This window comes from Govania unica, from assembly GCF_027920805.1.
GTDB classification, from domain to species: Bacteria; Pseudomonadota; Alphaproteobacteria; order Sphingomonadales; family Govanellaceae; genus Govanella; species Govanella unica.
Genome location: NZ_JANWOI010000003.1, coordinates 189,071 through 213,448, shown reverse-complemented (window position 1 = coordinate 213,448; position 24,378 = coordinate 189,071). Strand labels below are relative to the sequence as shown.

The 24,378-nt window shown below is 58.1% G+C and carries 25 protein-coding genes; 11 read left to right on the top strand and 14 right to left on the bottom strand.

Features of this window, described 5'->3' with window-relative positions:
- Positions 1-9: 9 nt before the first annotated feature.
- Positions 10-765, top strand: a complete 756-nt coding sequence (locus NYP16_RS08820) for an SDR family NAD(P)-dependent oxidoreductase (protein ID WP_274943765.1) — start codon at positions 10-12, stop codon at positions 763-765.
- Positions 766-784: 19 nt separating this feature from the next.
- Here the strand turns inward: NYP16_RS08820 and NYP16_RS08815 are convergent, their stop codons facing one another.
- Positions 785-2,221, bottom strand: coding sequence for a putative bifunctional diguanylate cyclase/phosphodiesterase (locus NYP16_RS08815; protein ID WP_274943764.1), 1,437 nt, complete (start codon positions 2,219-2,221; stop codon positions 785-787).
- 30 nt (positions 2,222-2,251) lie between these two features.
- Between NYP16_RS08815 and NYP16_RS08810 the strand changes: the two genes are divergently transcribed.
- Entirely contained in the window at positions 2,252-2,695 is a 444-nt protein-coding gene (locus NYP16_RS08810; RefSeq protein ID WP_274943763.1) for a hypothetical protein, read from the top strand.
- A 4-nt stretch (positions 2,696-2,699) separates the two neighbouring features.
- Here the strand turns inward: NYP16_RS08810 and NYP16_RS08805 are convergent, their stop codons facing one another.
- From NYP16_RS08805 to NYP16_RS08795, 3 genes are read right to left on the bottom strand one after another with little or no spacing between them, the layout of a single operon-like run.
- Positions 2,700-4,256, bottom strand: coding sequence for a DHA2 family efflux MFS transporter permease subunit (locus tag NYP16_RS08805; RefSeq protein ID WP_274943762.1), 1,557 nt, complete (start codon positions 4,254-4,256; stop codon positions 2,700-2,702).
- A gap of 10 nt (positions 4,257-4,266) precedes the next feature.
- A complete protein-coding gene (locus NYP16_RS08800; RefSeq protein WP_274943761.1) occupies positions 4,267-5,379 on the bottom strand; it encodes an HlyD family secretion protein in 1,113 nt (370 codons plus the stop codon).
- Between the two features lie 53 nt (positions 5,380-5,432).
- Positions 5,433-5,900 (bottom strand): MarR family winged helix-turn-helix transcriptional regulator, encoded by a 468-nt coding sequence (locus tag NYP16_RS08795; RefSeq protein WP_274943760.1) that lies wholly within the window; start codon positions 5,898-5,900, stop codon positions 5,433-5,435.
- Between the two features lie 246 nt (positions 5,901-6,146).
- Between NYP16_RS08795 and NYP16_RS08790 the strand changes: the two genes are divergently transcribed.
- From NYP16_RS08790 to nadC, 4 genes are all read left to right on the top strand, one after another.
- The gene (locus NYP16_RS08790; protein WP_274943759.1) at positions 6,147-7,265 is read left to right on the top strand and encodes a DUF2336 domain-containing protein; all 1,119 of its coding nucleotides are present in this window, start codon (positions 6,147-6,149) and stop codon (positions 7,263-7,265) included.
- 44 nt (positions 7,266-7,309) lie between these two features.
- Positions 7,310-8,317 (top strand): GTP 3',8-cyclase MoaA, encoded by a 1,008-nt coding sequence (gene moaA / locus NYP16_RS08785; protein WP_274943758.1) that lies wholly within the window; start codon positions 7,310-7,312, stop codon positions 8,315-8,317.
- Between the two features lie 77 nt (positions 8,318-8,394).
- Positions 8,395-9,165, top strand: a complete 771-nt coding sequence (locus NYP16_RS08780; RefSeq protein ID WP_274943757.1) for an NAD kinase — start codon at positions 8,395-8,397, stop codon at positions 9,163-9,165.
- A gap of 69 nt (positions 9,166-9,234) precedes the next feature.
- Complete coding sequence (gene nadC, locus NYP16_RS08775; protein WP_274943756.1) at positions 9,235-10,083, top strand: carboxylating nicotinate-nucleotide diphosphorylase; 849 nt, start codon at positions 9,235-9,237, stop codon at positions 10,081-10,083.
- On the opposite strand, the gene NYP16_RS08770 is transcribed toward nadC, so the two are convergent.
- The 6 genes from NYP16_RS08770 to NYP16_RS08745 all read right to left on the bottom strand — a co-directional run bounded on the left by NYP16_RS08770 (position 10,074) and on the right by NYP16_RS08745 (position 17,435).
- The gene (locus tag NYP16_RS08770) at positions 10,074-11,078 is read right to left on the bottom strand and encodes an MBL fold metallo-hydrolase (protein ID WP_274943755.1); all 1,005 of its coding nucleotides are present in this window, start codon (positions 11,076-11,078) and stop codon (positions 10,074-10,076) included. The genes nadC and NYP16_RS08770 overlap by 10 nt on opposite strands.
- Positions 11,079-11,089: 11 nt before the next feature.
- The gene (locus NYP16_RS08765; protein ID WP_274943754.1) at positions 11,090-12,604 is read right to left on the bottom strand and encodes a class I adenylate-forming enzyme family protein; all 1,515 of its coding nucleotides are present in this window, start codon (positions 12,602-12,604) and stop codon (positions 11,090-11,092) included.
- Positions 12,604-13,587 carry a fumarylacetoacetate hydrolase family protein gene (locus NYP16_RS08760; RefSeq protein ID WP_274943753.1) on the bottom strand — a complete coding sequence of 328 codons (984 nt, stop codon included), beginning with the start codon at positions 13,585-13,587 and terminating at the stop codon, positions 12,604-12,606. Before NYP16_RS08760 ends, NYP16_RS08765 begins: the two co-directional genes overlap by 1 nt.
- Positions 13,588-13,600: 13 nt before the next feature.
- Entirely contained in the window at positions 13,601-15,832 is a 2,232-nt protein-coding gene (locus NYP16_RS08755; RefSeq protein ID WP_274943752.1) for a TonB-dependent receptor, read from the bottom strand.
- A 263-nt stretch (positions 15,833-16,095) separates the two neighbouring features.
- On the bottom strand, positions 16,096-16,866 hold the full coding sequence (locus NYP16_RS08750; protein ID WP_274943751.1) for a TetR/AcrR family transcriptional regulator: 771 nt from the start codon (positions 16,864-16,866) through the stop codon (positions 16,096-16,098).
- Positions 16,867-16,952: 86 nt separating this feature from the next.
- Entirely contained in the window at positions 16,953-17,435 is a 483-nt protein-coding gene (locus NYP16_RS08745) for an Lrp/AsnC family transcriptional regulator (RefSeq protein WP_274943750.1), read from the bottom strand.
- Positions 17,436-17,565: 130 nt separating this feature from the next.
- Between NYP16_RS08745 and NYP16_RS08740 the strand changes: the two genes are divergently transcribed.
- Positions 17,566-18,855 carry a cystathionine gamma-synthase family protein gene (locus tag NYP16_RS08740; protein ID WP_274943749.1) on the top strand — a complete coding sequence of 430 codons (1,290 nt, stop codon included), beginning with the start codon at positions 17,566-17,568 and terminating at the stop codon, positions 18,853-18,855.
- A gap of 33 nt (positions 18,856-18,888) precedes the next feature.
- The gene (locus tag NYP16_RS08735; protein WP_274943748.1) at positions 18,889-19,137 is read left to right on the top strand and encodes a DUF6868 family protein; all 249 of its coding nucleotides are present in this window, start codon (positions 18,889-18,891) and stop codon (positions 19,135-19,137) included.
- A 5-nt stretch (positions 19,138-19,142) separates the two neighbouring features.
- On the opposite strand, the gene NYP16_RS08730 is transcribed toward NYP16_RS08735, so the two are convergent.
- The 4 genes from NYP16_RS08730 to pdxH are packed head-to-tail and all read right to left on the bottom strand — an operon-like array spanning position 19,143 to position 21,771.
- Entirely contained in the window at positions 19,143-19,880 is a 738-nt protein-coding gene (locus NYP16_RS08730) for an SDR family NAD(P)-dependent oxidoreductase (RefSeq protein WP_274943747.1), read from the bottom strand.
- Positions 19,881-19,883: 3 nt separating this feature from the next.
- Positions 19,884-20,234 carry an ArsC family reductase gene (locus tag NYP16_RS08725; protein ID WP_274943746.1) on the bottom strand — a complete coding sequence of 117 codons (351 nt, stop codon included), beginning with the start codon at positions 20,232-20,234 and terminating at the stop codon, positions 19,884-19,886.
- Positions 20,231-21,172 (bottom strand): cation diffusion facilitator family transporter, encoded by a 942-nt coding sequence (locus NYP16_RS08720; RefSeq protein WP_274943745.1) that lies wholly within the window; start codon positions 21,170-21,172, stop codon positions 20,231-20,233. Before NYP16_RS08720 ends, NYP16_RS08725 begins: the two co-directional genes overlap by 4 nt.
- Positions 21,173-21,183: 11 nt before the next feature.
- Positions 21,184-21,771: a pyridoxamine 5'-phosphate oxidase gene (gene pdxH / locus NYP16_RS08715; protein ID WP_274943744.1), complete on the bottom strand. Its 588-nt coding sequence runs from the start codon at positions 21,769-21,771 to the stop codon at positions 21,184-21,186.
- Positions 21,772-21,878: 107 nt separating this feature from the next.
- Between pdxH and NYP16_RS08710 the strand changes: the two genes are divergently transcribed.
- The 3 genes from NYP16_RS08710 to NYP16_RS08700 all read left to right on the top strand — a co-directional run bounded on the left by NYP16_RS08710 (position 21,879) and on the right by NYP16_RS08700 (position 24,286).
- Positions 21,879-22,358 (top strand): RT0821/Lpp0805 family surface protein, encoded by a 480-nt coding sequence (locus tag NYP16_RS08710; RefSeq protein WP_274943743.1) that lies wholly within the window; start codon positions 21,879-21,881, stop codon positions 22,356-22,358.
- Between the two features lie 15 nt (positions 22,359-22,373).
- Positions 22,374-23,312, top strand: coding sequence for a J domain-containing protein (locus NYP16_RS08705; protein ID WP_274943742.1), 939 nt, complete (start codon positions 22,374-22,376; stop codon positions 23,310-23,312).
- 113 nt (positions 23,313-23,425) lie between these two features.
- Positions 23,426-24,286 (top strand): YihY/virulence factor BrkB family protein, encoded by an 861-nt coding sequence (locus tag NYP16_RS08700; protein WP_274943741.1) that lies wholly within the window; start codon positions 23,426-23,428, stop codon positions 24,284-24,286.
- The last annotated feature ends 92 nt before the right edge of the window (positions 24,287-24,378 follow it).

Sequence of the window (24,378 nt, the reverse complement as noted above, 5' to 3'; positions counted from 1 at the left end):
AGCCCCGTCATGTCTTTCGACCTCAGCGGTAAAACAGCTTTCGTCACGGGTGCCACCAGCGGACTTGGCCGCCAGTTTGCCCGGGTTCTGTCCGCGGCCGGTGCTGCTGTGGTGATTTCAGGACGGCGCATGGACCGACTCGAAGCGCTGGCCGCGGAAATCAGGGCGGCAGGCGGCCGGGCTCATCCCCTGCAGCTCGACATGATGGACGTCGCCTCCTTCCCGGCTGCAATCGAGGCGGCTGAACAGGCGCTGGGGCCGATCTGGATTCTGGTCAACAATTCCGGGGTGGCCGTCAATAAATCAATCCTCGACCATACCGAAGAAGATTACGACGGCCTCATGGATACCAATGTCAAAGGTGTTTATTTCCTGGCCCAGGCAGCTGCACGCAGCATGATCGCCAAGGGAGATGGGGGGCGTATCATCAATATCGCCTCCATCGGTGCCCTGAAGGTTCTGGGCGGCACCTCGGTCTATTGCGTTTCAAAAGCGGCCGTTGCCCACATGACCAAATGCATGGCTCTGGAATGGGCGCGCTTTGACATCAATGTGAACGCGATCTGTCCCGGTTATATCCGCACCGAAATGAATGATGCGTTCTTCAACAGTCCGGCCGGGGAAAAACTGATCAATAGATTTCCCCGCCGTCGTCTCGGGAAAGAGGACGACCTTGATGGTCTGTTGTTGTTGCTCGCGTCCCGGGAAAGCTCCTACATCACCGGCGCCGTCATGACCGCCGACGACGGACAAGTGCTCGCCTAACTCCCGGAAATGTCCGAGATCAGGCCGCCCGTGCCGACAGCAACTTGATGAATTCAGGTGCTGGCAGAGCCTGGGAGGCGAGATAGCCCTGATAAAAATCGCAGCCGAGTCGGGCGAGACAGCTGCGTTGCACTTCGGTCTCCACACCTTCTGCCGTCACCGACAGATGAAGCGCCCGCGCCATATGCAGCACGGCTTCGATCACCGCACAATCGCCACGGCTGTCCGGCAGCCCGGTAATGAAGGAGCGATCAAGCTTGAGCCCATCGAGCGCCAGCGTTTTCAAATAGCTCAAAGACGAATAGCCGGTGCCGAAATCATCAAGCACCACATGGATGCCCATGGCCCGCAATTGCTTCAGACTGACTAGCGTCTGCTCAATGTCCGTCAAGACCAGACTTTCGGTCACCTCAAGCGTCAGGCAGTCGGGATCAAGCCCGGTGTCTGCCAGAGCCGTCTTGACCACCGCCACCATGTCGAGGCGACGAAACTGATAGCTTGAAATATTGATGGAGACCCGGATCGGCACCTGCCCCGTTCTTTGCCAGGTGCGACATTCCACCGCCGCTGTGGTGAGCACCCAGGTGCCAAGCTCAGCAATGAGCCCCAGATCCTCGGCCAAGGCCACGAACACTTCGGCCGGCACCGTGCCAAAGCCCGGCCGCCGCCAGCGCACCAGCGCCTCAGCCCCGATGATCTTGCCGTTGGTAAAGGACAGTTGCGGCTGATAATGAACCTCAAGCTCGCCATTACGGATGGCGTGATGGAGTTCAGCCTCAAGCTGGAAGCGCTCGGTCGCCCGCATGGCGGCGCCCCGCGCATAAAAATGCACATTGTTGCGACCATGACGCGATTCATGATGCACGATTGCCGATGCATGCTGCACCAGGCTTTCGATGTCGGTCGCGTCCTGCGGATAAAACACAACGCCAATCCGCGCCGTGACATAGGCTTGCGGGGCGACATCGCCATAGGGATGGGTTACCAGTTGCAACAGGCTGTTGGCAAACTGCGACACCGCCTCGGTCTCGGTCATGCCCGGCAACAGGAGAGCGAACTCATCCCCGCCCATATGTAGGAAACGTGCGCCCGGATGATCCAACAGCGCCGCCTGCAAGCGATCGGCAATCTCACGCACCAGGGCTTCCGTCACGACATGGCCAAGCATGGTGCGGAGACGCTGAAATTGATCGAGATTGACCAGTAAAAAAGCCGCCCCGGACGTCGTCCCGGATGTCAGCATCCCATCCGCGAAGGCTTGCCAATCAATGGCCTCGGCAAAGACCAGGCTGTCATCCGAGGGCTGAATATCGACCGTGAGCGGCGCATCGCTTGACACCACGTCAAAAGCTAGCGCCTGAAGGGCGTCGGCGATTTCGCGGCGCTCTGCCGCACTGCCACCACGAACTACAACCGCACGGTCAGGCCCCCCCTGTTCCGTCCGACGACACGCCATTCTCAGTCCTTTATCGAAAAATATAAACAAATGCAGCCTGTTAGAGCTTCAACCGCAAAATACAGCTGCAATCGACGTCACTCTGCGCCTCTTTTTATTTTCTGTCCACTGCCCGTTGCACAACGAATAAAGCTGTCGGCAACAAAATTAATTGTTAATTTTTACAATCATGAATTAACTATTTGGCGTCAGGATAAGCGTCAGGACAACCCGCGAGGACATGAGATGATCTCTGCCATTCAAACATCAATTGCCGGCATGACCCGCGCGAGTGATCAGGCGAGGACAGCCGCCGCCGCCATCGTGCGTGCGCCTGCGGAAGCACAAAACGCACCCTCTGATAAAGACGGCACAACGTCGGAGATCACCGCGATCATCGATTTGTCGATTGCGGCTCAGTCTTATAAAGCCAATGCTACGGTGTTGAACACCACCAACGACATGCTGGGCAAATTGCTCGACAGCATCTCGTAAGGCGTCAGTCCAGGGCCACGTGATCCTCGGCCTTTTGGCCTGCCGCGACACGCGGCGGCCGGCGCAGAAAAAGAATGAACGGGATCGTCGCCAAGGTCACATACATCAGCAGCTTGAAATCATCGAGGATGGCGATCAGCGTTGCCTGCCGGGTGATTTCCGCATTCACCATGGCGATCACCGACGCTCCTCCCGAGACCGACAGAAACTGCGCCCAGGACGGATCGAAATTATAGGCAAAGGGAGAAATATGCTCCCCGAGCATGGCGTGGTTGCGCTGAATATTCTGGGCCAGCATGGTCGACACCAGGGTCACCCCGACACTGGTGCCTAGATTGCGCACCAGACTGTAAAGCCCCGTCGCTTCGGCCCGGTATTGCGCCGGCAGCGTGGCGAAGGCGAGCTTGGTCATGCACAGAAACAACATGCCGATCCCAAGGCCCTGTATGAAGCCGGAAAACACCACCGGCCATTCATCCATGCCGAGGGAGAATTTGGTCATGTCATAAAGCGACCAGGAAATCAGCAGCGCCGAACCAAGCACCCCCCAGCGCACATCGACGCGATCCAGAATCCGCCCCAAAAGCAGCATGATCAGCATGGTGCCAATGCCGCGCGGCGCCATGACCAGCCCCGCCGTCATGGTCGGATACCCCATCAGACTTTGCAGCAAAGGCGGCAACAGCACGGCCGCCGCCAGCATCATCACACCGGAGACAAAGGTGAACAGCAGACTGACGGAATAATTGCGATCGCGGAAAATCTCCGGCGACAAAAAGGGCGACTTGGCAAATAACACATGATTGACGAACATCCAGAAACAACCTGCCGCGACCGCCGCCTCGATCAGGACTTCCGTCGATGCAAACCAGTCAAGATGCTCCCCGCGATCGAGCATGAGCTGAAAGGCCCCGACAGCTATCGCCAGCATGGCGAACCCCGGAAAATTAAGAGAACTGCGTTCCCCCCGACTGTTCGGCATGAAGGTGAGCACGCCCAGAAATGTCAGAATGCCAATGGGCAGATTGATGTAAAACACCCAGCGCCAGTTATAAGCCTCGGTGATCCAGCCGCCGAGCGTCGGGCCCATGATCGGCCCCACCATAACCCCCGCCCCCCACAGCGCCATGGCACGCCCCTGCCGGTCCGGCGGATTAATATCCAGCATGATGGTCTGACCGAGCGGGACGATGCAGGCCCCGCAGATTCCCTGCAGAATACGGTAAAGGACCATCTCGCCCAGACCACTCGCGATCCCGCACAGCATCGAGGCAATGGTGAAGCCGCCGACGGAAATCAGCATCAATCCCTTGCGGCCAAGGCGGTTGGTCAGCCAGCCGGTCATCGGCACCACCACCGCCGAGGCGACGATATAGGACGTCAGCACCCAGGTGATCGTATCCTGCGCCGCGCCAAGCGCGCCCTGCATATGCGGCAAAGCAATATTGGCAATGGTGCTGTCAAGCACCTGCATCACCGTCGCCGCCATGATGACAAGGGTGATCATGCCGCGATAGGGCACGTCAGGCACAGCAGACTCTGTGGCAGCAGGCGACGACATGAAGCGGCCCTCAGTTTTTCAACTTGTCGCTGTCTGCGGCCCGCGGTGCAGCGGTCGCATCCGAAAAACGGGAATAGCCGGTATCCACCGTGACTTTGGCGCTTAAGCCCGCCTGCAGGATATCGTCAGCGTTCTGGTCTTCCACATGCAACCGCACGGGGATGCGCTGCACCACCTTGACCCAGTTGCCGCTCGCATTCTGAGGCGGCAGCAAGGAAAACTCCGATCCGGTGGCAGCGCCGATGCTCAGCACCCGCGCTTTGAATTCGCGCCCCGGGAAGACATCGAAATGAATGGTTGCCGACTGCCCGACCACCATATGGGTGAGGTCCGTTTCCTTGAAATTGGCCTCAACCCATGAATTTTCGCGCTGCACGAGACTGAGAGCGGGGGCGCCCGCGATCATATAGTGACCGGGAATGATCTTGTTGGATTGACTGATGGTGCCGGTGATTGGTGCCCTGACGGCGGTGCGCGCAAGATTGAGCTGAGCACTGTCGCGCTTGGCTTTTGCTTGCAGAACCTGGGGGTGACGCTCGATATTCACATCAGGATGGCCGCCCAACGCCGCCAAGGCGCTTTGCAGTCCCTGCTGTTCCGTGGCAAGACTTTGCCGCGCGCTCTCAAGCGCCCGAAAGGCCTTGTCATAGTCAGCTTCGGCGGCATACCCGCTCACCCGCAACTTGCGGCGGCGTTCGAATTCCGTCTGCTGGTAGCGCACATTCTGCTGAGCGTTCACCACAGCGGCCTGATGCTCGCGGTAGGAGGCGCGCATCTGTTCAACCTTGAGCCGTTCATTGGCAAGTTCCGCCTCGGCTTCGGCCAGCTTGATGCGATAGGGCTCGTCATCGATGGTGAACAGCACCTGCCCGGCCTGCACCCGCTGATTTTCCTTCACGCCGACAGCCGTCACCTTGCCCGAAACATCGGCGCTCACAGAGACCATGTCACGTTTCACATAAGCATTTTCGGTCGAGATATAACGCCCGCCCGTCAGCCACATGTAAATCCCCCCAAGCACAAGACAGACCGGGACGGATAGAAAAAGGGCCATCCGGAGACGGCGCGAGCGGCTGGTCGGGGCCGCGCTCTCGGGCGGCAGATCGAGTTCGGACGGTGCCATAACACTTCACTCAATGTTCATGTTTGTAGAGACGATCAGGCAACAGCAGAATTTCAAGGATCACAATCAGTGCTGACGTCCAGCATTTTCGTGCGAATGCGGGCAATGGTGGCCATGGCCGCCTGAAGCTCCGCCTCCGGAATGCCGTCGAAAATATCGGCCTGAAAGCGCAGACTTATTGCCCGCAATTCTTCCATCAGGGGAGTCGCTTTTTCCGTGGCATAGATATTGCGCACCCGGCGGTCATGGGGATCAATGTCCCGCCGCACCAACCCCGTCGCTTCCATGCGGTCGAGAAGACGGGTCAGAGTGATCGGCTCGACCTCCAGCAAATCCGCGAGGGTCGCCTGCTTCACACCCGGCATGCGCGAAAGATACGCCAACACGCGCCATTGCGCGCCAGTCAGATTGACGTTACGGGCACGTTGAGCAAACTGCTTGCGCATCAGTCGCGCGGTATCGGCAAATAGAAAACCGAAATTATTTTCAGTGGTTTCCGAGGTCATTCCCCATCCGGTCATTGGCTGCATTCCACAGAGATATAATAACATGGCTTACTATAAGCAAGCTTACTATTGCGTGACGATCACAGTCGCGCCGATTTGTGAAATGATTTAAATTTTAAGTTTCAATTTTAACTATTGAGCCCTCAATTGTCCTGCCGTAGGCTTTAATACGTTGTTATGCATTGCCATCTTATTCTAACTCCAAGTGCCGGACCTGCTCCCTCAGAGGCAACCTCGGTCACGCAGAAAGTGTACTCAGACATGCTGTCCATACACGAGAAGCTGCAAACTCTTGCCCGGCAGGCTCGAACGGAAGACGTGTTCGACAAATCGACCGGATGCAACGAGCTCTATCTGCATATGGTGAGCCTGCTTGAACAGCCTGATCATGCCCTGACCGCGACCGAACGCACTCTGACCACCGACATCCTGCGCTATTTGATCCAGGATGTTGAAATGTCCCTGCGCATGGCTGTTGCGGAGCGCCTGGCGGGCGATCCGAAAGCCCCCGTGGACCTGATCCTGATGCTCGCCAATGACCGCATCGAAGTGGCGCGGTCGGTGCTGACCTTCAGCGCCGTGCTCGACGACGAGCACCTCATCGATATCATCCGGACCAAGGCGGCTGCTCATCAGCTTTGCGTGGCGGCGCGGCGCAATCTGTCACCCCGGGTCTCCTCCGCTTTGGTGGGAACTGGGGAGCGGACCGTGATCCGTACTCTCCTTCACAATATGACGGCCAAACTTACACCTTCGGACTATCAGGAAATCCTGATCCACGCCCAGCAGGATGCAAGCCTCCATGCCCCGCTGGTGCAGCGGTCGGATATCCCGAAAGCCTGCCTGAACAGACTTTATCTGCTGCTGTCCCTCGACCTGAAGGAACTGATCAACACCAAGTTCTCCCTGCCTCAGGTCAGCCTGGACATAGCCCTGGACGACGCCGTGGAAAGCCTTCTGGATGATGACCAGCCCGAAGGCCAGCCGGAAAGATCGACCGCCGCCTGCCTGATTGAAAAACTTCACAGAGGGGGGCAATTGTCCCCGGCCTTCCTGCTTAAAAGCTTGAACCAGAACCAATATGACCTGTTCGAGCACGCTTTTGCCCGGCTTCTCAATATTCCGGTCTCGATTTTCCGCAGCATCCAGAAAACCCGCGAGCTGGATGGACTGATCGTCGCCTGCCGGGCGGTCGGCATCGATCGCAGTGTGTTGCTGACGCTTTATGGGCTGGTCCGCCGGGCGCAGGGCCTTTCGCCCGAAATCTCTGCCCAGGAACGCGAACTCGCCTATGCCATCTATGAAAAAATGGATAAGCGTAAGGCGGAGATCACCATCCATTGCTGGGCCGCTGACGCCAGCCGCTCCCCTATTTTCTGACCCCTCCCCCTCCCCTTACGGAAAAGAAGTGCTATAACTGGATCATGAACAGTCTTGATCCGCTTATTGATCCGTTCAACCGGCACATCACCTATTTGCGAGTGTCCGTAACCGATCGTTGTGATTTCCGCTGCGTATATTGCATGGCGGAAGACATGACCTTTTTACCAAAGCACGACCTCCTAACGCTTGAGGAGCTTGAGCGGCTGTGCGGCGCCTTCATCGCCCGCGGCGTGCGCAAGCTGCGGATCACCGGTGGCGAACCCCTGGTGCGGCGCAATGTGATGTCGCTGTTTCGCGGTCTCAGCCGCCATCTTGACAGCGGCGCTCTCGAAGAACTGACCCTGACCACCAATGGCAGCCAGCTGCCGCGTTTTGCCGCTGACCTCGCGGCCATCGGCGTGCGTCGGATCAATGTTTCGCTCGACAGCCTCGACCCTGAAAAATTCCGCCGCATCACTCGCTGGGGCGAGCTTGACGCCGTGCTGAAGGGCCTTGCCGCCGCCAAAGCGGCAGGGCTTCAGGTCAAGATCAACACCGTGGCTTTGCGCGGCGTCAACGACGACGAATATGACCAGTTGATCGCCTGGTGCGGAGCCGAGGGCTTTGACCTCACCTTCATCGAAACCATGCCCATGGGCGATATCGGCGCCGACCGCACCGAGCATTACCTGCCGCTGTCGCTGTTGCGGGCAGACCTCGCGCAACGCTGGACCCTGGATGACAGCGATTATCAGACCGGCGGCCCGGCTCGCTATGTGACGGTGCGCGAAAGCGGGCGGCGGCTTGGCTTCATCACGCCGCTGAGCCATAATTTCTGCGAAAGCTGCAACCGGGTGCGGCTGACCTGCACCGGCACTCTGTTCATGTGCCTTGGACAGGAAGACGCCGCCGATCTCCGCACTCCCTTGCGCGCGGGCACCGACGACAACCAACTGCAAGCCGCCATCGACGCTGCCATCCTGCGCAAACCTAAGGGCCATGACTTCATCATTGATCGCCGCACCAAAAGCCCGGCCGTCCCCCGCCATATGAGCGTCACTGGCGGCTGAGCGTCATAGTCCTTGTGCGGCTGCCCCGGCTTTGCCATCATCCCACACAGTTTTGTTATATTCTGCTCAGGAGTGTCATGGACGCCCCCCGCATAGCCATTATCGCCGGTCGCTCTCCCGATGCTCAGGACGCGTTCCAGGCCCTTTCGCGGCTTTATGAGACTGTTCCTGTCAAGGAAGCCGATGTCATCGTGGCGCTGGGTGGCGACGGATTCATGCTGCATGCCCTCCATGAGGTCATGGATCTGCGGGTGCCGATCTATGGCATGAACCGGGGCACCGTCGGCTTCCTCATGAACCGCTATACCGAAGACGACCTGCTGAACCGCATCCGCAGTGCCGAGACCTTCACCCTCTATCCGCTGCATATGCGCGCGGTGACCGGCGATGGCAAAGTGACCGAGGCGCTCGCCATCAATGATGTCTATGTGCTGCGCGAAACCCGGCAGACCGCGCGCCTGCGCATTTCCGTCGATGGCAAGGTACGGATCGAGGAACTGGTCTGCGACGGCGTTATTCTGGCCACCCCCGCAGGCAGCACGGCCTATAACCTGTCGGCCCATGGCCCGATCATTCCCCTTGGCGCCGATGTGCTGGCGCTTACTCCCATCAGTGCCTTTCGCCCCCGGCGCTGGCGCGGGGCGCTGTTGTCGCATCAGGCCGAAGTGCGCATTGAAATCCTCAATTACGATCATCGCCCGGTCAGCGCCGTCGCCGACATGATCGAAGTGCGCGACGTGCGCGAGGTCTATATCCGTGAAAACCGCAATGTACCGCTGCAACTGATGTTCGAAGCCGACCAGACCCTGAGCGAACGCATCCTGCGCGAACAATTCGAAGAGTCCTGACCCGGACAGAATATTGACCAGCCTCCGCCGATCTCCTATTGCTCTGGCGGAGCCGAGGAGGACATCGTCATGCAGAACACGCTCGACCCGAAAGAAATCACCCGCATCGTCAGCCTGATGCTGAGCGAGGATGTGGGCACGGGCGATCTCACAAGCGCCGCCACCATCCCGGCCGATGCCCGGCTCCGCGCTGTCATCAATGCCCGCGACCCGCTGACCCTGGCCGGCATGCCCATTGCCGAGGCGGTGTTCCGCAGCTGCGATCCCGACTGCCGTTTCGACGCCCTCACGCAAGACGGCGACCGTCTGGCCGCTGGCGCCTGCATCGCCCGGATCGAAGGCAACGCCCGCGCGCTTCTGACCGCCGAACGTTCGGCCCTTAATATGATCCAGCATCTGTCAGGCATCGCTACGCTCACGCAAAGCTATGCCGACCGCATCGCCCATACCAAGGCGCGACTGCTCGATACCCGGAAAACCATTCCCGGTCTGCGCGTGCTGGCGAAATATGCTGTCACCATGGGCGGTGGATATAATCACCGCATGCGGCTGGATGACGGCGTACTGATCAAGGACAATCACATCGCCGCCGTGGGCAGCGTCGACGCCGCCATCAAGGCCGCCCGCGCCCATGATACGCAGGCAAGCCAGTTCGGCATCGCCGTCGAATGCGATACCCTCGCTCAGGTGAAGGACGCGCTGGCCGCCGGAGCCGACCGCTTGCTGCTGGATAATATGTCAAACGACCTGCTGCGCCAGGCCGTCGCCATGGTCGGCGGCCGCATTCCGCTTGAAGCGTCAGGCGGCGTCAATCTTGACACCATCGGGGGGATTGCGGAGACGGGCGTCGATTATATTTCCGTCGGCCGCATCACCCAATCCGCCCCGGCGGTGGATATTGGCCTCGATTACGAGTGATCGTGCGCGCAACCGGCATGATCGTGCTTTTCGCATGTCATCCGTTCGCGGCGGCGGAAACGCGACATGATGCCAAAGAGCGCCATGTAATCGGGATGTTCCTCGACGCCGCGGAATTCCTTATAAAGTGAATAGATATTGACGACGAGCCGTTCGGTATCCGTCCACTTGCCAAACTCGCCGAGCGCGATGTCAAACGCCGCATCCTCGAAACTCATTCCGGCATCGAACCGCTTACGCGCCTCATCATGCACGAAGCTCAGGTAATCGCGCACCTGCCGCACGCCCGCCTTATCGGTGATCGGACCATGGCCCGGCACCACCACATCCACATCAAGCGTCAGCATATATTCACAGGCCTTGATCCAGTTGCCGACAGGCCCGGCCCAGATGATAGGCGTACCACCGATGAACAGAATATCGCCGGTATAGATCACCTTGTCCTCGGGCACGTAAACCAGCGTGTCGCCACGTGTATGTGCAGGGCCGACCTCGATCAGATGCACGTCCTTATGGCCGACCTTGAGATCGAGCTTGCCATGAAACGTCCGCGTCGGTTTTTTGAGCGTGATACCCTCGAAATCGAAACCCTTGAAGATATCGATCAGAAATTCCCCGACCTCGCCCATGTTGGGCGCGTTCCGCATCATCTCCGCCACCGCCTGCGGCGGCAGTTCGTCCATCTCTTCGCTACCTTCCTTGGACGCGATGATTTCCGCGTTGGTCACCAGACGATTACCGAACGTATGGTCGCCATTCGCATGGGTGTTCACAAGCGTCGTCACATCGCCGCCGCCAATGCCCGTCGCGTCCTTCATCACCGCGAGCATCTCGGCAGTCAGTTTTTCATCGAACAGCGTATCGACCAATAGCGACTGATCGCCATCGATGATGAGCCCCGCGTTGCTCCAGCCCCAGGACCCGTTCGGCAAAAGATAGGCGTAATTGCCATTCCCGATTTCATGCAGACCCTTGGTATATTGCCACTTCGACATGATTGCGCTCCTTATGCTGATATCCTGTCGAGGCTCTCTCGCAGGTCGCGTTTCAGAATTTTTCCGTAATTGTTTTTTGGCAGCTCATCGAGAAACCGATATTGTTTCGGACGCTTGAAGCGCGCGAGGTTGTCGAGACAGAGCGCATCAAGTTCGCTGTCCGTCACAATCATGCCGCGATGACAGGCCACGAAAGCCACAATGATTTCGCCCCATTCGGCGTTCTGCTGCCCGACGACGCTCACTTCACAGACGGCGGGATGGCGCAGCAAAATTTCCTCGATCTCGCGCGGATAGACATTGAACCCACCCGTCACGATCATATCCTTCGACCGGTCCTTGAGCGTGACAAACCCCGCAGGATCTTGCTGCCCCATATCGCCGGTAAAAAGCCACCCGTCGCGGATCGTCTCCGCCGTCGCCGACGGGTTCCTCCAATAGCCCTGCATGACCGTCGGGCCGCGCACGAGGATTTCCCCGATCTCCCCATGAGGAAGCGCGTTGCCGCTACCATCGCACACCGCGACCTCGACACCCGAAAAAGACCGCCCGACTGATCCGAGACGATCATAGTCCCGCCGCTCGCAGGCGTCAAAAATCTCGCTGCGGCGCAGACAGGTAATGGTCATGGGGCTTTCACCCTGGCCATAGATCTGCACAAAACGATTGCCGAGTTTATCGAGCGCCTCGACAATATCCGCCACATACATGGGGCCACCGCCATAAACGATGGTCTTGATATTGGTGAGTGGCAACCTTGCGAACTCCGGCAGGTCAAGCAGATGCCGGATCATGGTCGGCGCCATGAAAGACGTGATGCCGCGATAGCGAGCGAACAAGACACCAAGTCCCGCAGCATCGAATTTCAATCGTCGTGGCACGACATTGGCCGCACCGCACATGATATGTGGCAGTACATGCATGCCGCTGCCATGGGACAACGCGCCGAAATGGATGACGCAATCATCGGGCACGATCGAATCCACATCGGCAAGATAATTCAGAAAGACCTGTCGCAGAATGTCATGGGTCAGCACAACGCCCTTGGGTCGCCCGGTGGTGCCGCTTGTATAGAACAACCAGGCGATGGCGGGATCTGAATCCAGATCGTCATTGGCGGGCATGGGCAATTGCCGCCAATCCGTCGCAGCCGTCTCCATCCCAAGCAGTGGAATTTCCCGTGAATCGAACCCGTCCACCGCATCGGTAAAAAGCACGCGCGCGCCTGAATTCTGCAGGATATAGGAGACCTCTTTCGGATGCAGGCGGGCATTGATCGGCACCACCGTCAGACCCGCCCGCCATATGGCCAACATCAGCATAATATAACGGGCCGAGTTTTTCCCATAGAGCCCGACGCGATCACCGGCCCGAAGCCCAAGCCGCACACGCAGATCATGTGCAAGTATCGCCACCCGGTTTTCAAGATCGAAAAACGTGGCGATCAGCGCGTCATCCTCATAAAGCGACGGACGGTCCGGAAACCGTTCCGCCGTGCGCGTAAGATAGCTTGAGATGTCAAACATCAGGCCTCTCTGAGCACACGGTTGCGCAGCACGCCGATATTTTCCACATCAAGTTCGACCACATCGCCGGACTTGAGGAATTTTTGCAATTCCACGCCACAACCGGTGCCGACAGTGCCGGAACAGAAAATCTCTCCCGCATAGAGCGTTTGCGCGCGACTTGTATAGGCGATCAGATCTTCAAACCGGTAATGCATGCTAGCCGATGTGCCGGATGACCATTGCTCTCCATTCACCCGCGCTCTCATGGCGAGCGCATAGGCGTCCGGGATTTCATCCGCTGTCACGATGCAGGGGCCGAATACATTGGCGTTGTCAAACTCCTTGCCCTTGCCGGGCCCGAGTTTGCCTTCCATGACGATCATCTGTTCATCGCGCGCGCTGAAATCATTGAAAATGGTATAGCCGAAAATATGATCGCGAGCCTCAGCATGCGAGATGTTCTTGCCCGTCTTGCCGATCACCGCCGCGAATTCAAGTTCGTAATCCATGAGATTCGAGTAGGCCGGCCAAATAACATCGGTATCCGTGCCACAGACCGTCGTGCTTGATGAGGTGTAATAAATCGGCCGCTCGTACCAGACCTTTGGCACGGTGAACATGCCTGACGCCTCAAGCTCGGCGCGTTTTGCCGCAGGATCGTCGGCAATGCTTGCCCGCACCTCAATTGCCGCTGCAAAAGCATTGATGAGATGATCTTCGAAGCAAAGAAAATCACGGACTTGAACCGGGCGCGGCAACGGTGAGAGAAGCCGCGCCACCGCCGTTTCAAACACCGCCTCATCGGCCGGATTTTCGGCGAGGCGGCGGGCGCTATCCCACGCCCGCTCCCCCCCTTCGATCAGATTTTGCATATCCGTGAACGCTGCATCCGCCTCTCCGGCAAGCCTCGCCGCCAGGGCGAGATCGACGATGTGGCGATCTCCGTCGATCCAGACCCCAACAAGTTTTCGGCCATCCTTTTCACAAGTGACAAGTCGCATGACGCAATCCCCTCTAGTTCAAGGCATAGCTGAAAGTAAGACCATAGGACCGGAACTCCTCCACACTGCAAAGACCAACGGTCGAATTGGCCGCCACCAGAATATTGCCGCAATGCTTGTTGTTGCCGAGGTTCTTGCCCCACAAGGCAACTTTCCAGTTCTGTTCATCAAGCGCATATTCAATGCGCCCGCCCCATAGTGTGTAGCCTTTCTGCGACACCGAAACGGTATTTTCCGGATTGAAGAACAGGCGCGAACGATAGTTGATATCGCCCATGACATTGATCCGACCGACCGCCAGCGGAATGGAATAATTGGCCGACCCGAAAACCTGATGTTTCGGCGTGCGGATCATCTGATTGCCAGAATGATTGACGCCCGAACCATCGATATATTTTTTGAATTTGGCATCAAGATAGGAATAGCCGCCCGACAGCTGGAAGTTTTCGGTTATGGCCGCCTGCATTTCGATTTCAACGCCGTCCGTTTGCGACGACGCAGCATTGGTGACAACGATCAGCGGCACGCCCGGCGACACTTCGCCATTGGCCGAAAGGAATTGCAGGTTCTTATATTTGACATGGAAGGCCGCGATATTGAGACGCAGACGATTGTCGAAGAACATCGACTTCACCCCGGCCTCGTAAGACTGCACGCCTTCCGGGTCAAAGATCGCACCGGCAATGGACGCGTTTCCTGCGACTGCGGGCTGGAAGCCGCCGCTTTTAAAGCCTTCGCTATAGGACACATAAACCATCACATCGTCATTCGGTTTATATTGCAATGACGCCTGTGGATCGAAGGCATGCCATTTCTTGCCGGTCGCAAGAGTATAGGGATTGAATAGCAACGGGGTAGAGATATTGCGGCTCGTGGCGCGATCCGCGTCTTTCTTGTCAGACGTATAGCGAGCGCCGAGCTGCAAGCGCAATTGATCGGTAATGTCATAACCGAGCTGCCCGAAGATGGCATAGCTTTCGGTTTCGACGGCAAGATTGTCATTGATAATGACTGTCTGCTGACCCGCGAAAGTTCGCGAAATGCCACTGTCGCGACCAAGCTGCCATTGATCCAGACGATGCGCCTTGTCCTTGTAATAAAAGCCGCCGATAATCCAGTCGAAAGCGCCGGTTTTATCGGACGTCAAACGCAATTCCTGCGAAAAGGTCTTGCTGCCTTCATCGGCATAGCGATTGAGCACGAAAGCTTCGGTGCCGTCGAGATCATGCAGTTCCTGGAATTCGTGCTTTAGATATCCGGTGATGGATGTGAGCGTGGCAAAGCCAATGTCCCAGTCAATTTTTCCCGATAGCAGATATTCCGTGCGGCGCTGAAAACCGTCGGTATCATAAGCCTGTTTTTCGGGATCGAAGCTGCTCGGCACATGACCAAACAAGGGTGATGCCGGCGACATCAGGAAGACATTTTTCGTCACATTTGAGAACGTCGCCGCCGTAGGCTTGTCACGACCATAGCTCGCCGTCAGCAACAGATTGATATCTTCGCCGCGATATTCAAGCTGCCCGCGCCCGCTATAGCCCTTGAGCCCCAAAGCATCAACGCCGGAAACCGTATTCTCGACCCAACCGTCACGGCGCTGACCGCTGACGCTGACACGTGCAAGCAATTTATCCGCGACCAAGGGACCGCTGATGCTGCCGCGGAACGCGAGATATTTTTTATTGCCCGCCTCAAGCGTAGCCTTGGCCGTCAGATGATCGGTCGGACGACTGGTGATGATGCTGATCGCGCCGCCCTCGGTGTTGCGGCCAAAGAGCGCCCCCTGCGGGCCTTTCAGAACTTCGACCCGTTCGATATCCTCCAGCGACACCTGAAGCGCCGTGAACCGCGGCAAATAAAGATCATCGATGAACACTGCAATCGACGGATCGGACCCGATATCGAATGACCCTGTGCCGATGCCGCGCATAAACAGGAACGGGCTGCGCAGACCGATGGTGGTAAAGGTCAGGCCCGGCGCCTGTTTGCTGATATCCGACAGGCTGCCCATGCCCAGTCTTTCGAGCGCGTCGCCCGTCAGCGCGGTGATGGCGACCGGCGTATCCTGAATATTGCCTGCGCGTTTTTGCGCCGTGACGACGATTTCCTCAAGCCCGGCAAAACCGGCCGGTGCTGCGGCATCCTCGGCCGCCGCAGCACTTGCGACACAGCCACCCAACAACAGCGCCGTCGTCCGCAACAACAGACCCCTGGCTTTAACGCCTCCCAAAGCGAATTTTTTCATGCCGCTCTCCCTCAATTATCGTTGTTTCATCTGCGGCGGGCACAAAGCTCCGCCTTCAGGCGCTTGTTATGCTGGCGCCCTTGTCGTCACAGTCAATCCGGCGAGACGCCGGTTATGTCAGCAGAAGCTTTAAACCCCGATACGCCCTTGCCGTTCCCAAGCGGCAGTGCGCAGTATCCCTGTTATTATTGTTAAACAGTCGATGTCAAAATAATCAACGATCGTTGTAATCTTGTCAATTGAGAAAATAACTCCGTGCCAGCTCAGCCGTGCAGCAGTTTGCGTTGTGCTGGCTTGGGCCTGTCAGATCCCTTGTCCAAAGCCGCTTTCGGCGCCGCCGCCCGCTCACGCAGCATGCTTTCAAAGCCCGCCGCCATGAAGGGAACCATGCGCCGATAACCGGCTTCAAGATCGGCCGACGTGCAATGACCGCGTGAATAAAGATCGATTCGCCCACTTTCGGAAAAGGTCACCAGAAACGCCCCGAGCAGATAATAAATGCCCCAGTAAAGATCGGCGTCATCGATCCCCGGCAAAGCCATCCGCATGGCACTGATGACATGGCTGAAAGTCGGATCGATCAGCTCGCTGATCAGTTGCACATGCTTCGGATTGATATCGGAATGGGCGATCAGGCGGCAGTAATTGCGCCAGCCCGGATCGCTGCGCACACGTTTGATGATCGGGGCGACCATCACATCGATCAGCGCCGCAATGGTCGGAGATTGCCCTTTGGCGGCAATGCGCGCCTCATCGAGATGGCGCAGCCGGTCGCCATTCAACACATCGACACGTCGCCGCAGCACTTCGCGGAACAGATTTTCCTTGGTCTCGAAATGATAATTGGCCAAGGCGAGGTCGACGCCTGCCTGCTGCGTGATCTGACGAAGCGAAACCCCGTCATAGCCGCCCTCTGCAAACAGCGCTTCAGCAGCGTCGAGTATGCGGTCCTTGGTCAGCTCCCCACCCGCCTTGGACCGGCCCGCCCGGCGTTTTACCGCCAGTTTCTTATCCGCCTGCTCTTTCTGAACCATGCGTCGCACCCGCCTTGCGTTAAACAATTTTTAAATGATCGTTGAATATTTATTGCAGACGAAAATCCCGCGCACAAGACGAAATCTCAGCTGCGCCGCAACAGATCCAACGGCAAGGCCGTTGTGGCCTTGACCTCGCGCAGCACGATGTTGGAGACCACCGCGCTCACCGAGGGCTGCTCCAGCAGCACCGAGGTGAGGAAATGTTCGTAGGCGGCAAGATCCGGGGTGACGATACGCAACTGGTAATCGCGCTGCCCGGTCAGATGACGGCATTCCATGATTTCGGGGCGGCGCTCGGCGAATTCTTCGAACTGGCGGCGGTTTTTCTGGCCATGCTCCTTGAGCGTGACCGAGGTCTCCACAGCGAAGGATAAGCCCGCAGCCCGGGCATCAATCAGCGCTACCGTCTTGCGAATGATCCCCGCTTCCTTCAAGAGCTTCACCCGCCGCCAGCATGTGGACAGCGACAATCCCGCCAGTTCCGCAATCTCCGCCATGGGTTTGTCGGCGTCATCCTGCAAGGCATTGAGGATAGCAAGGTCGCCACGCTCCAACGAAAACGACATGATTACCTCAAATTATCTTTAAATATGGAAAATAATACCCATGATATACGCTATACTATCCATCATTGGAATTTAATTCCGGGTTTCCTGAGTATTCTTTTCACAAGATCTTGTTCAGGAGCATCCGTCCATGAAACTCACCAAATCCTATCATCATCGCACCCTCGGCAATCACCCGCTGCATCCCGAGACGCTGATGATGAGCTATGGCTATGATCCGAAATTCTCGGAGGGGGCGATCAAGGCGCCGCTGTTTCAGACCTCGACCTTTGTGTTCGAGAATGCAGCGGCGGGGAAAAGTTTTTTCGAACTCGCCTATGGCAAGCGCCAGCGCGGCCCGGCCGAAGATCCCGGCATGATCTATTCGCGCATCAACAATCCCGATCTTGAAATTCTCGAAGACCGGCTGACGCTGTGGGACGATGCCCAGGACGGCCTGGTGTTCTCAAGCGGCATGGCGGCCATCACCACCAGCCTTCTAAGCTTTCTGAGACCGGGCGACGTGGTGATGCATAGCGAACCCATTTATGGTGGCAGCGATTTTCTGCTGCATAAAATCCTACCGCAGTTCGGCATTCATTATGTAGGCTTCCCAGCCGACGCGAGCGGCGACGAGATCGAGGCCCGGATGCGGCAGGCGGAAGACATGGGTCCGGTGCGCGTCATTTATCTGGAGACCCCGGCCAACCCCACCAACAAACTGGCTGATATCGCCGCCTGTGCCACCGTGCGCGACGCCGCCCTGGCCCGCACCGGCACGCGCGCCGTCATTATGGTGGACAACACCTACCTCGGGCCGCTGTGGCAGCATCCCTTGAAACATGGCGCGGACATCGTGCTCTATTCGCTGACCAAATATGTCGGCGGACACAGCGACGTGATCGCCGGAGCGGCCCTTGGATCGGCGGAGCTGATCACGCTGGTGCGCGGCTTCCGCACCATTCTTGGCACCATGTGTGACCCGCATACCGGCTGGCTGCTGATGCGCAGTCTTGAGACGCTCAGCCTGCGCATGACCCGGGCCGCCGACAATGCCCGCGTCGTCGCCGACCGGCTTGGCCGTCATCCCAAGGTGACCGCGGTCCATGCACTCGACCGGCTCGACCCGAAAAGCGCCCAGGGACAGCTGTTCGCCCGCCAATGCAATGGCGCGGCAGGCTCGACCTTTTCCTTTGAGATTGCAGGCGGCGAGGCGGAGGCGTTCCGGTTTCTCGACAGCCTCACCCTGATCAAGCTTGCGGTGTCCCTCGGCGGCACCGAAAGCCTCGCCTCCCATCCGGCGACCATGACGCATTCGGACCTGTCACCCGAAAATCTGCTGCGCACAGGCATTACCCCGGCGCTGATCCGACTGTCCATCGGCATCGAAAATCCGGCCGATCTGCTGGTCGATCTCGAACAGGCACTGGCCAAGGTGTAAACTATCTCCAAGATGCCCTGAGAGGAGATTTGCATGACTTTACCTGAACTCAGTCATTTCCTGCTCTGCTGCACGATCCTCAATTACGTCATTCTGGTTTTGTGGTTTCTGGTCTTCCTCTGCGTCCATGATGGACTGGAGCGGCTGCATAGCCGTTGGTTCCAGATGACACGGGGTCAATTTGACGCCATCCATTACGGCGCCATGGCGGTGTACAAGATCGGGATTCTGCTCCTGAACCTTGTGCCCTATGTGGTGCTGCAGCTTATGCCCTGGCGGTGAGCGCCCTAGACATGCTGACCGCCGTTGATGTGGATTTCCGAGCCGGTCACATAGGCTGATTGGTCGGTGCAGAGATAATAGATCGTGCGTGCGACTTCCTCGGGCTTGCCTAAACGGCGCATGGGGATTTCGGCCACGATTTTATCGGTGCCGGGCGACAGGATCGCCGTATCGATTTCACCCGGCGCGATGGCGTTGACCCGAATGCCATAAGGCCCAAGATCCGCCGCCATTTCCCGTGTGAGGGACGCGAGCGCCGCCTTGGACGTCGCATAGGCCGACCCCGCGAAGGGATGCACGCGACCACCGGCGATCGAGGTCACATTGACGATCGAACCCTGAACCTGCTTCAGTTCCTCGAACAGCCCGCGCGCCAGCACGACGGGGGCGAAGAAATTAACTTCGAACACCTTGCGCCAGTCTTCTTCCGGGGTGTTGAGCGTATTCAGGCGGCTTCCACCCTCACCTTTCGGTGAAATGCCCGCATTGTTCACCAGCGCATGCAAAGGCCCGCCATTGAGGCGACGGCGAATTTCCTCGATCCCGCGCACGCGGTCTTCGGGGTCGCCAAGATCGACCTGCACATGGTCCTCGGGCCCGGCCTGCCAGGGGCAATCCTCGGGGAAAGCATGGCGCGAGCAGGCAATCACCCGCCAGCCCGCACTTGAAAAGCGCTTTACCGTGGCATGTCCGATGCCCCGGCTCGCCCCTGTCAACACCAGCGTTTTCCGGTCGTTCTCCATGCCTCAGGTCCTTTCGCGCAATCGCGCTTGTACATCCGCGCCAAAGCCTACATATCGCTCGGCACCCGTATCGAACAGCGGCCGTTTGATGAGCGCCGGATGCGCCACCATCAAAGCAACCGCCTTCAGGCTATCAACATCCGCCTTGTCACTGTCCGGTAACCCGCGCCAGGTCGTACCGCGCCGATTGAGAAGCGCTTCGAAACCAAGCTCAGCAGCCCAGGCAGTGACCATATCCGTGCTTATACCATCCTTGCGGTAATCATGAAATTGATAATCAATCTTAAAACCATCCAGCCAGTTGCGGGCCTTTTTCACCGTATCGCAATTGGGAATGCCATAAACCTTGATCATATCATGTCCTCCGCAGTCTTTTTGTCTTTGGCCTCAGGTCCGGGCCCATCATAGCCCGGATCGGTATGTATAATGATATCCGCGTCGGGAAACGCGCGCGACAGGTTGCCCTGCACCGCATCTGAAATCTGATGTGCGCGCATCAGGCTGAGGGTCGGATCAAGCTCTACATGAAATTGAATGAAGCTTATCAGGCCTGACGTACGCGTGCGCAGATCGTGAAGCCCCTGGACCTCCGGATGGGCAAGCACGACCTCCTTGATGCGCGCACGCTCTTCATCGGCCATTTCGCGATCCATCAGCATATCAAAGGCGTTGCTCGCAATGGACCAGACGCTTTTCCCGAGAATGCCGGCGATGATCACCCCCATCACCGCGTCAGCATAAGCCCCGACGCCGAACTCGACCAGCATCAGGGACACAAGGATCCCGGCATTCATCATCACGTCGCCGACGTAATGCAGACTGTCGGAGCTGACGGCGAGCGACCCCGTGCGCTCCACCACCCGGCGCTGATAGCGCACAAGCCAGGCCGTCAAGGCAATCGAAATCACGACGACAATGATGCCTGCGCTGCTGTTGGTTGGCGTGACCGGGGTGATGAAGCGCTGGATCGACTGAACAAAAAGATAAAGCGCCGATACGGAAATGATCGCTGCCTGCAAAAGCCCGGCGATCGCCTCCGCCTTGCCATGGCCGAAGCGATGCTCCCGGTCGGCGGGCGTAATCGCATGGGTAATGGCGAGCAACGTCACCCCCGAGGCGAAGGCATCGAGAAACGAGTCGAGCAAAGACCCGAGCAAGGCCACCGACCCCGTATAGACCCAGGCAAAGCTTTTGATGGCCACAAGAACAAGTGCCACCACCACGGATGTCCGGGTGACCCGGCGCATCTCGGCACCCTTCTGGTCAAAGCTGAGTGATTTTTCTTGCGTCATAACCGCCTCGATCAAGGGAACAGCTGCGTAACGGTCCAGCTGTCGCCCTCACGTTCAAACAACTGCCGGTCATGCAGGCGGAACTGGCGATCATGCCAGAACTCGATGCGCTCCGGAACCAGACGGAAACCCGACCAGAAGGGCGGACGCGGGATCTCGCCAAGCCCGAACTTGGCGGCATATTTGGCCACCTCGCGTTCAAGCCGGAACATGCCCTCCATCGGCCGCGATTGTTGCGATGCCCAGGCACCGATGCGGCTGTCCCGAGCCCGGCTCGCGAAATAAGCGTCGGCTTCTTCAGGAGGGACTGGCCTAAGCGGCCCCTCGATCCGGATCTGCTTGCGCAGTGATTTCCAATGGAAACAAAGGGCAGCATGCGGATTTTCGGCAATCTCCTGGCCCTTGCGGCTTTCAAGATTGGTGTAAAACACAAACCCCCGGTCGTCCCATTTCTTCAGGAGCACCATGCGAACCGACGGACGGCCATCGGCGGTCGCGGTGGCCAGCGCCATGGCAGTCGGTTCGTTCGGCTCGGATGCCTCAGCTTCAGCGAACCAGTCACCAAAGAGATCAAAGGGAGAAAGCGAACCATCCGTCATGCGTTTTGCACCACTTCATATGACAAGATTGCGGTACGAGAGTTGTTGAACCGCTCATGGGCAATATATAGTAGGCTTATGTGACAACCCCAACCGGAATTACATGTATGTCAAACAAGGCTGTTCTGCTCATCACCGCACTTTCCCTGACTGTTACCGCCTGCGCTGAAAACGGCTCGAAACCCATGATCAGCAACACCACCACGGGTGTCGTGGCCGGGGCCGCCGTGGGCGCGGTCGCAGGCACCGCCATCGTGGGTGGCACGGTGGCGACCATTGTCGGGGCGCTTGCCGGTGCCTATATCGGCGGTGAAATCGGCAAATCGCTTGATGACCGTGATCGCAAGTCCATGGAGCAGTCGACCCAGACCGCGCTCAATTCCTCTCCCGCTGGGAAAACCTCGCGCTGGACCAACTCCGAAAGCGGCAGCACCGGGTCGGTGACCCCGCAGCCGAGCTATCGCGACAGCAAAGGGCGGCTCTGCCGCGAATATCAGGAAACCGTCAACAGCAAGGGTCAGACCCAGACCGGCTACCGCACCGCGTGCCAGGAATCGGATGGCTCCTGGCGGATCGTCAACGGTTAGGATGTATAAGTTCGCATGAAAGACCCATATAGCATTCTTGGCGTAGCGCGCTCAGCGTCGGGCGCTGACATCAAGAAAGCCTATCGCAAGCTGGCCAAGACCCTCCATCCCGACGTCAATCCCGGGAACGAAAAAGTCTCGGATCGATTCAAGGAGGTCTCCGCCGCCTATGCCATCCTCGGCGACGAGAAGGCACGCGGGCGCTATGACCGTGGCGAAATTGACGAAAACGGCAATGATCGCGGGTTTTCCGGATTTCAGAACGCCGGTCAAGGTGGCCGCCGCAGCCAGCAGCAATGGCAAAGCGCGGGCGGCGACGGTGGCGGTTTCGCTTTTGATGCCGAAGATATCTTTGCCGATATTTTCAGCGGCCTCCGTGGCGGCAGAGGTGGCGGCCGTCGCGGTCGCGGGCCGGTGCCGGAACGGGGTCTTGACCGTATTTACGAAGTGATGATCGATTTCCTCGATGCCGTCCATGGCACGAAAAAACAGATCACCCTTGAAAACGGCAAGACGCTGGCCGTTAAAATCCCCAAAGACGTCAAGGAAGGCCAGCAGATCCGTTTGAAAGCCCAGGGTGCGCCCGGCAGCAATGGCGGCGCAAACGGCGATGCCCTGATCGAGGTCAAGATCAATCCCCACCCCCTGTTCCGACGCGAGGGCGACGATATTCACCTGGCCCTTCCTATTACCCTTGGGGAGGCGGTGCTCGGGGGCAAGGTGACCGTCCCGACCATCAGCGGCAGCGTCAATCTGACCATCCCGCCCGGCAGCAACACCGGCAAGACCTTGCGCCTCAAGGCCCGGGGCGTCGAAAACGCCGCTGGACATCATGGCGATCAATATGTCCGGCTTGAGATTATTTTGCCCGATCAGGTTGACGAGGACCTGCGGGCGGCCATTGAAGGCTGGGCCCATAAGCATCCCTATAGCGTCCGCGACGGTCTTAAATAAGGACTGCCATACTGGGCTGAACCGCCCCTGTCCAAGCGGGATGGGGTGACAGTTTCGCGTGGGGATGACATGTTAAAAAGACCACGCTCGCACCACACTCACAAGGGATGACCATGCTTCTTCGTTTACCGCTGGTGAGTGATCTTTATAACGCCGTCGTACGTTTCCTGCGCCATGATGGGTTGGTCATGGCCGGGTATCTTGCCTATCTGACCGTGCTTGGGCTGTTTCCGTTCCTGATCATTCTGGTGGCTTTGGCTGGCGTTTTTGGCAACACGACCAATGGGGCGCAATTCATTGTCATGATGCTCGACACCCTGCCGCCGGATATCCAATTGGTTATCGAGCAGCCGGTGTCGCAGATCGTCGCAACCAGCCAGGGCGGCGCCTTAACGCTTGGATTGGCGGGAGCGGTCTGGGTGGCCTCCTCGGCCATCGGGGCGGCCAGCCTCGCCATCGACCGCGCCTTTGAAACCACCAAACCGCCAGCCTTCTGGCTGCGCCAGCTGCACAGCATCGGGCTGGTGATATTTGGCGCGGTGGCCATGACCCTCGGCTTTTCGGTCTTTGTGCTCGGGCCCCTGATCTTTGACGAAATCATCAATATCATGCCCATGTGGGCGGATTGGTCCTGGCTTGCCAACAGCTTGCGCTACGGCTTCAGCCTAACGCTGCTCTATCTGGCCCTGGTCTCTCTTTATTTTGCTCTCAGACCGAAGTTTCAGGGCCGCTATGTTGCGGTGACGCGGGGCGCGCTGCTCACGCTGGTGTTGTGGATTCTGATCGGGGCCGGATTTTCGATCTATCTCAAAAACTTTGCCAATTACAACATCACCTATGGCAGTCTGGCCGGGGCGATTGCGACGCTTGTATTTTTCTACCTGCTGAATGTTGCTTTCCTGCTGGGCGCTGAAATGAATGCCTTGGTCGCCAAACGGCGGCAAAATACAGCGGATGGTGTCTCCGCTGATTGATTCCCCCTAGCTTTGGTGTAGGATGCGCGGAATATAAAGCAGTCCGCAAAAACGTCATGTTTGCGCCGGAATGCCAGTTTTTGACGGAATAC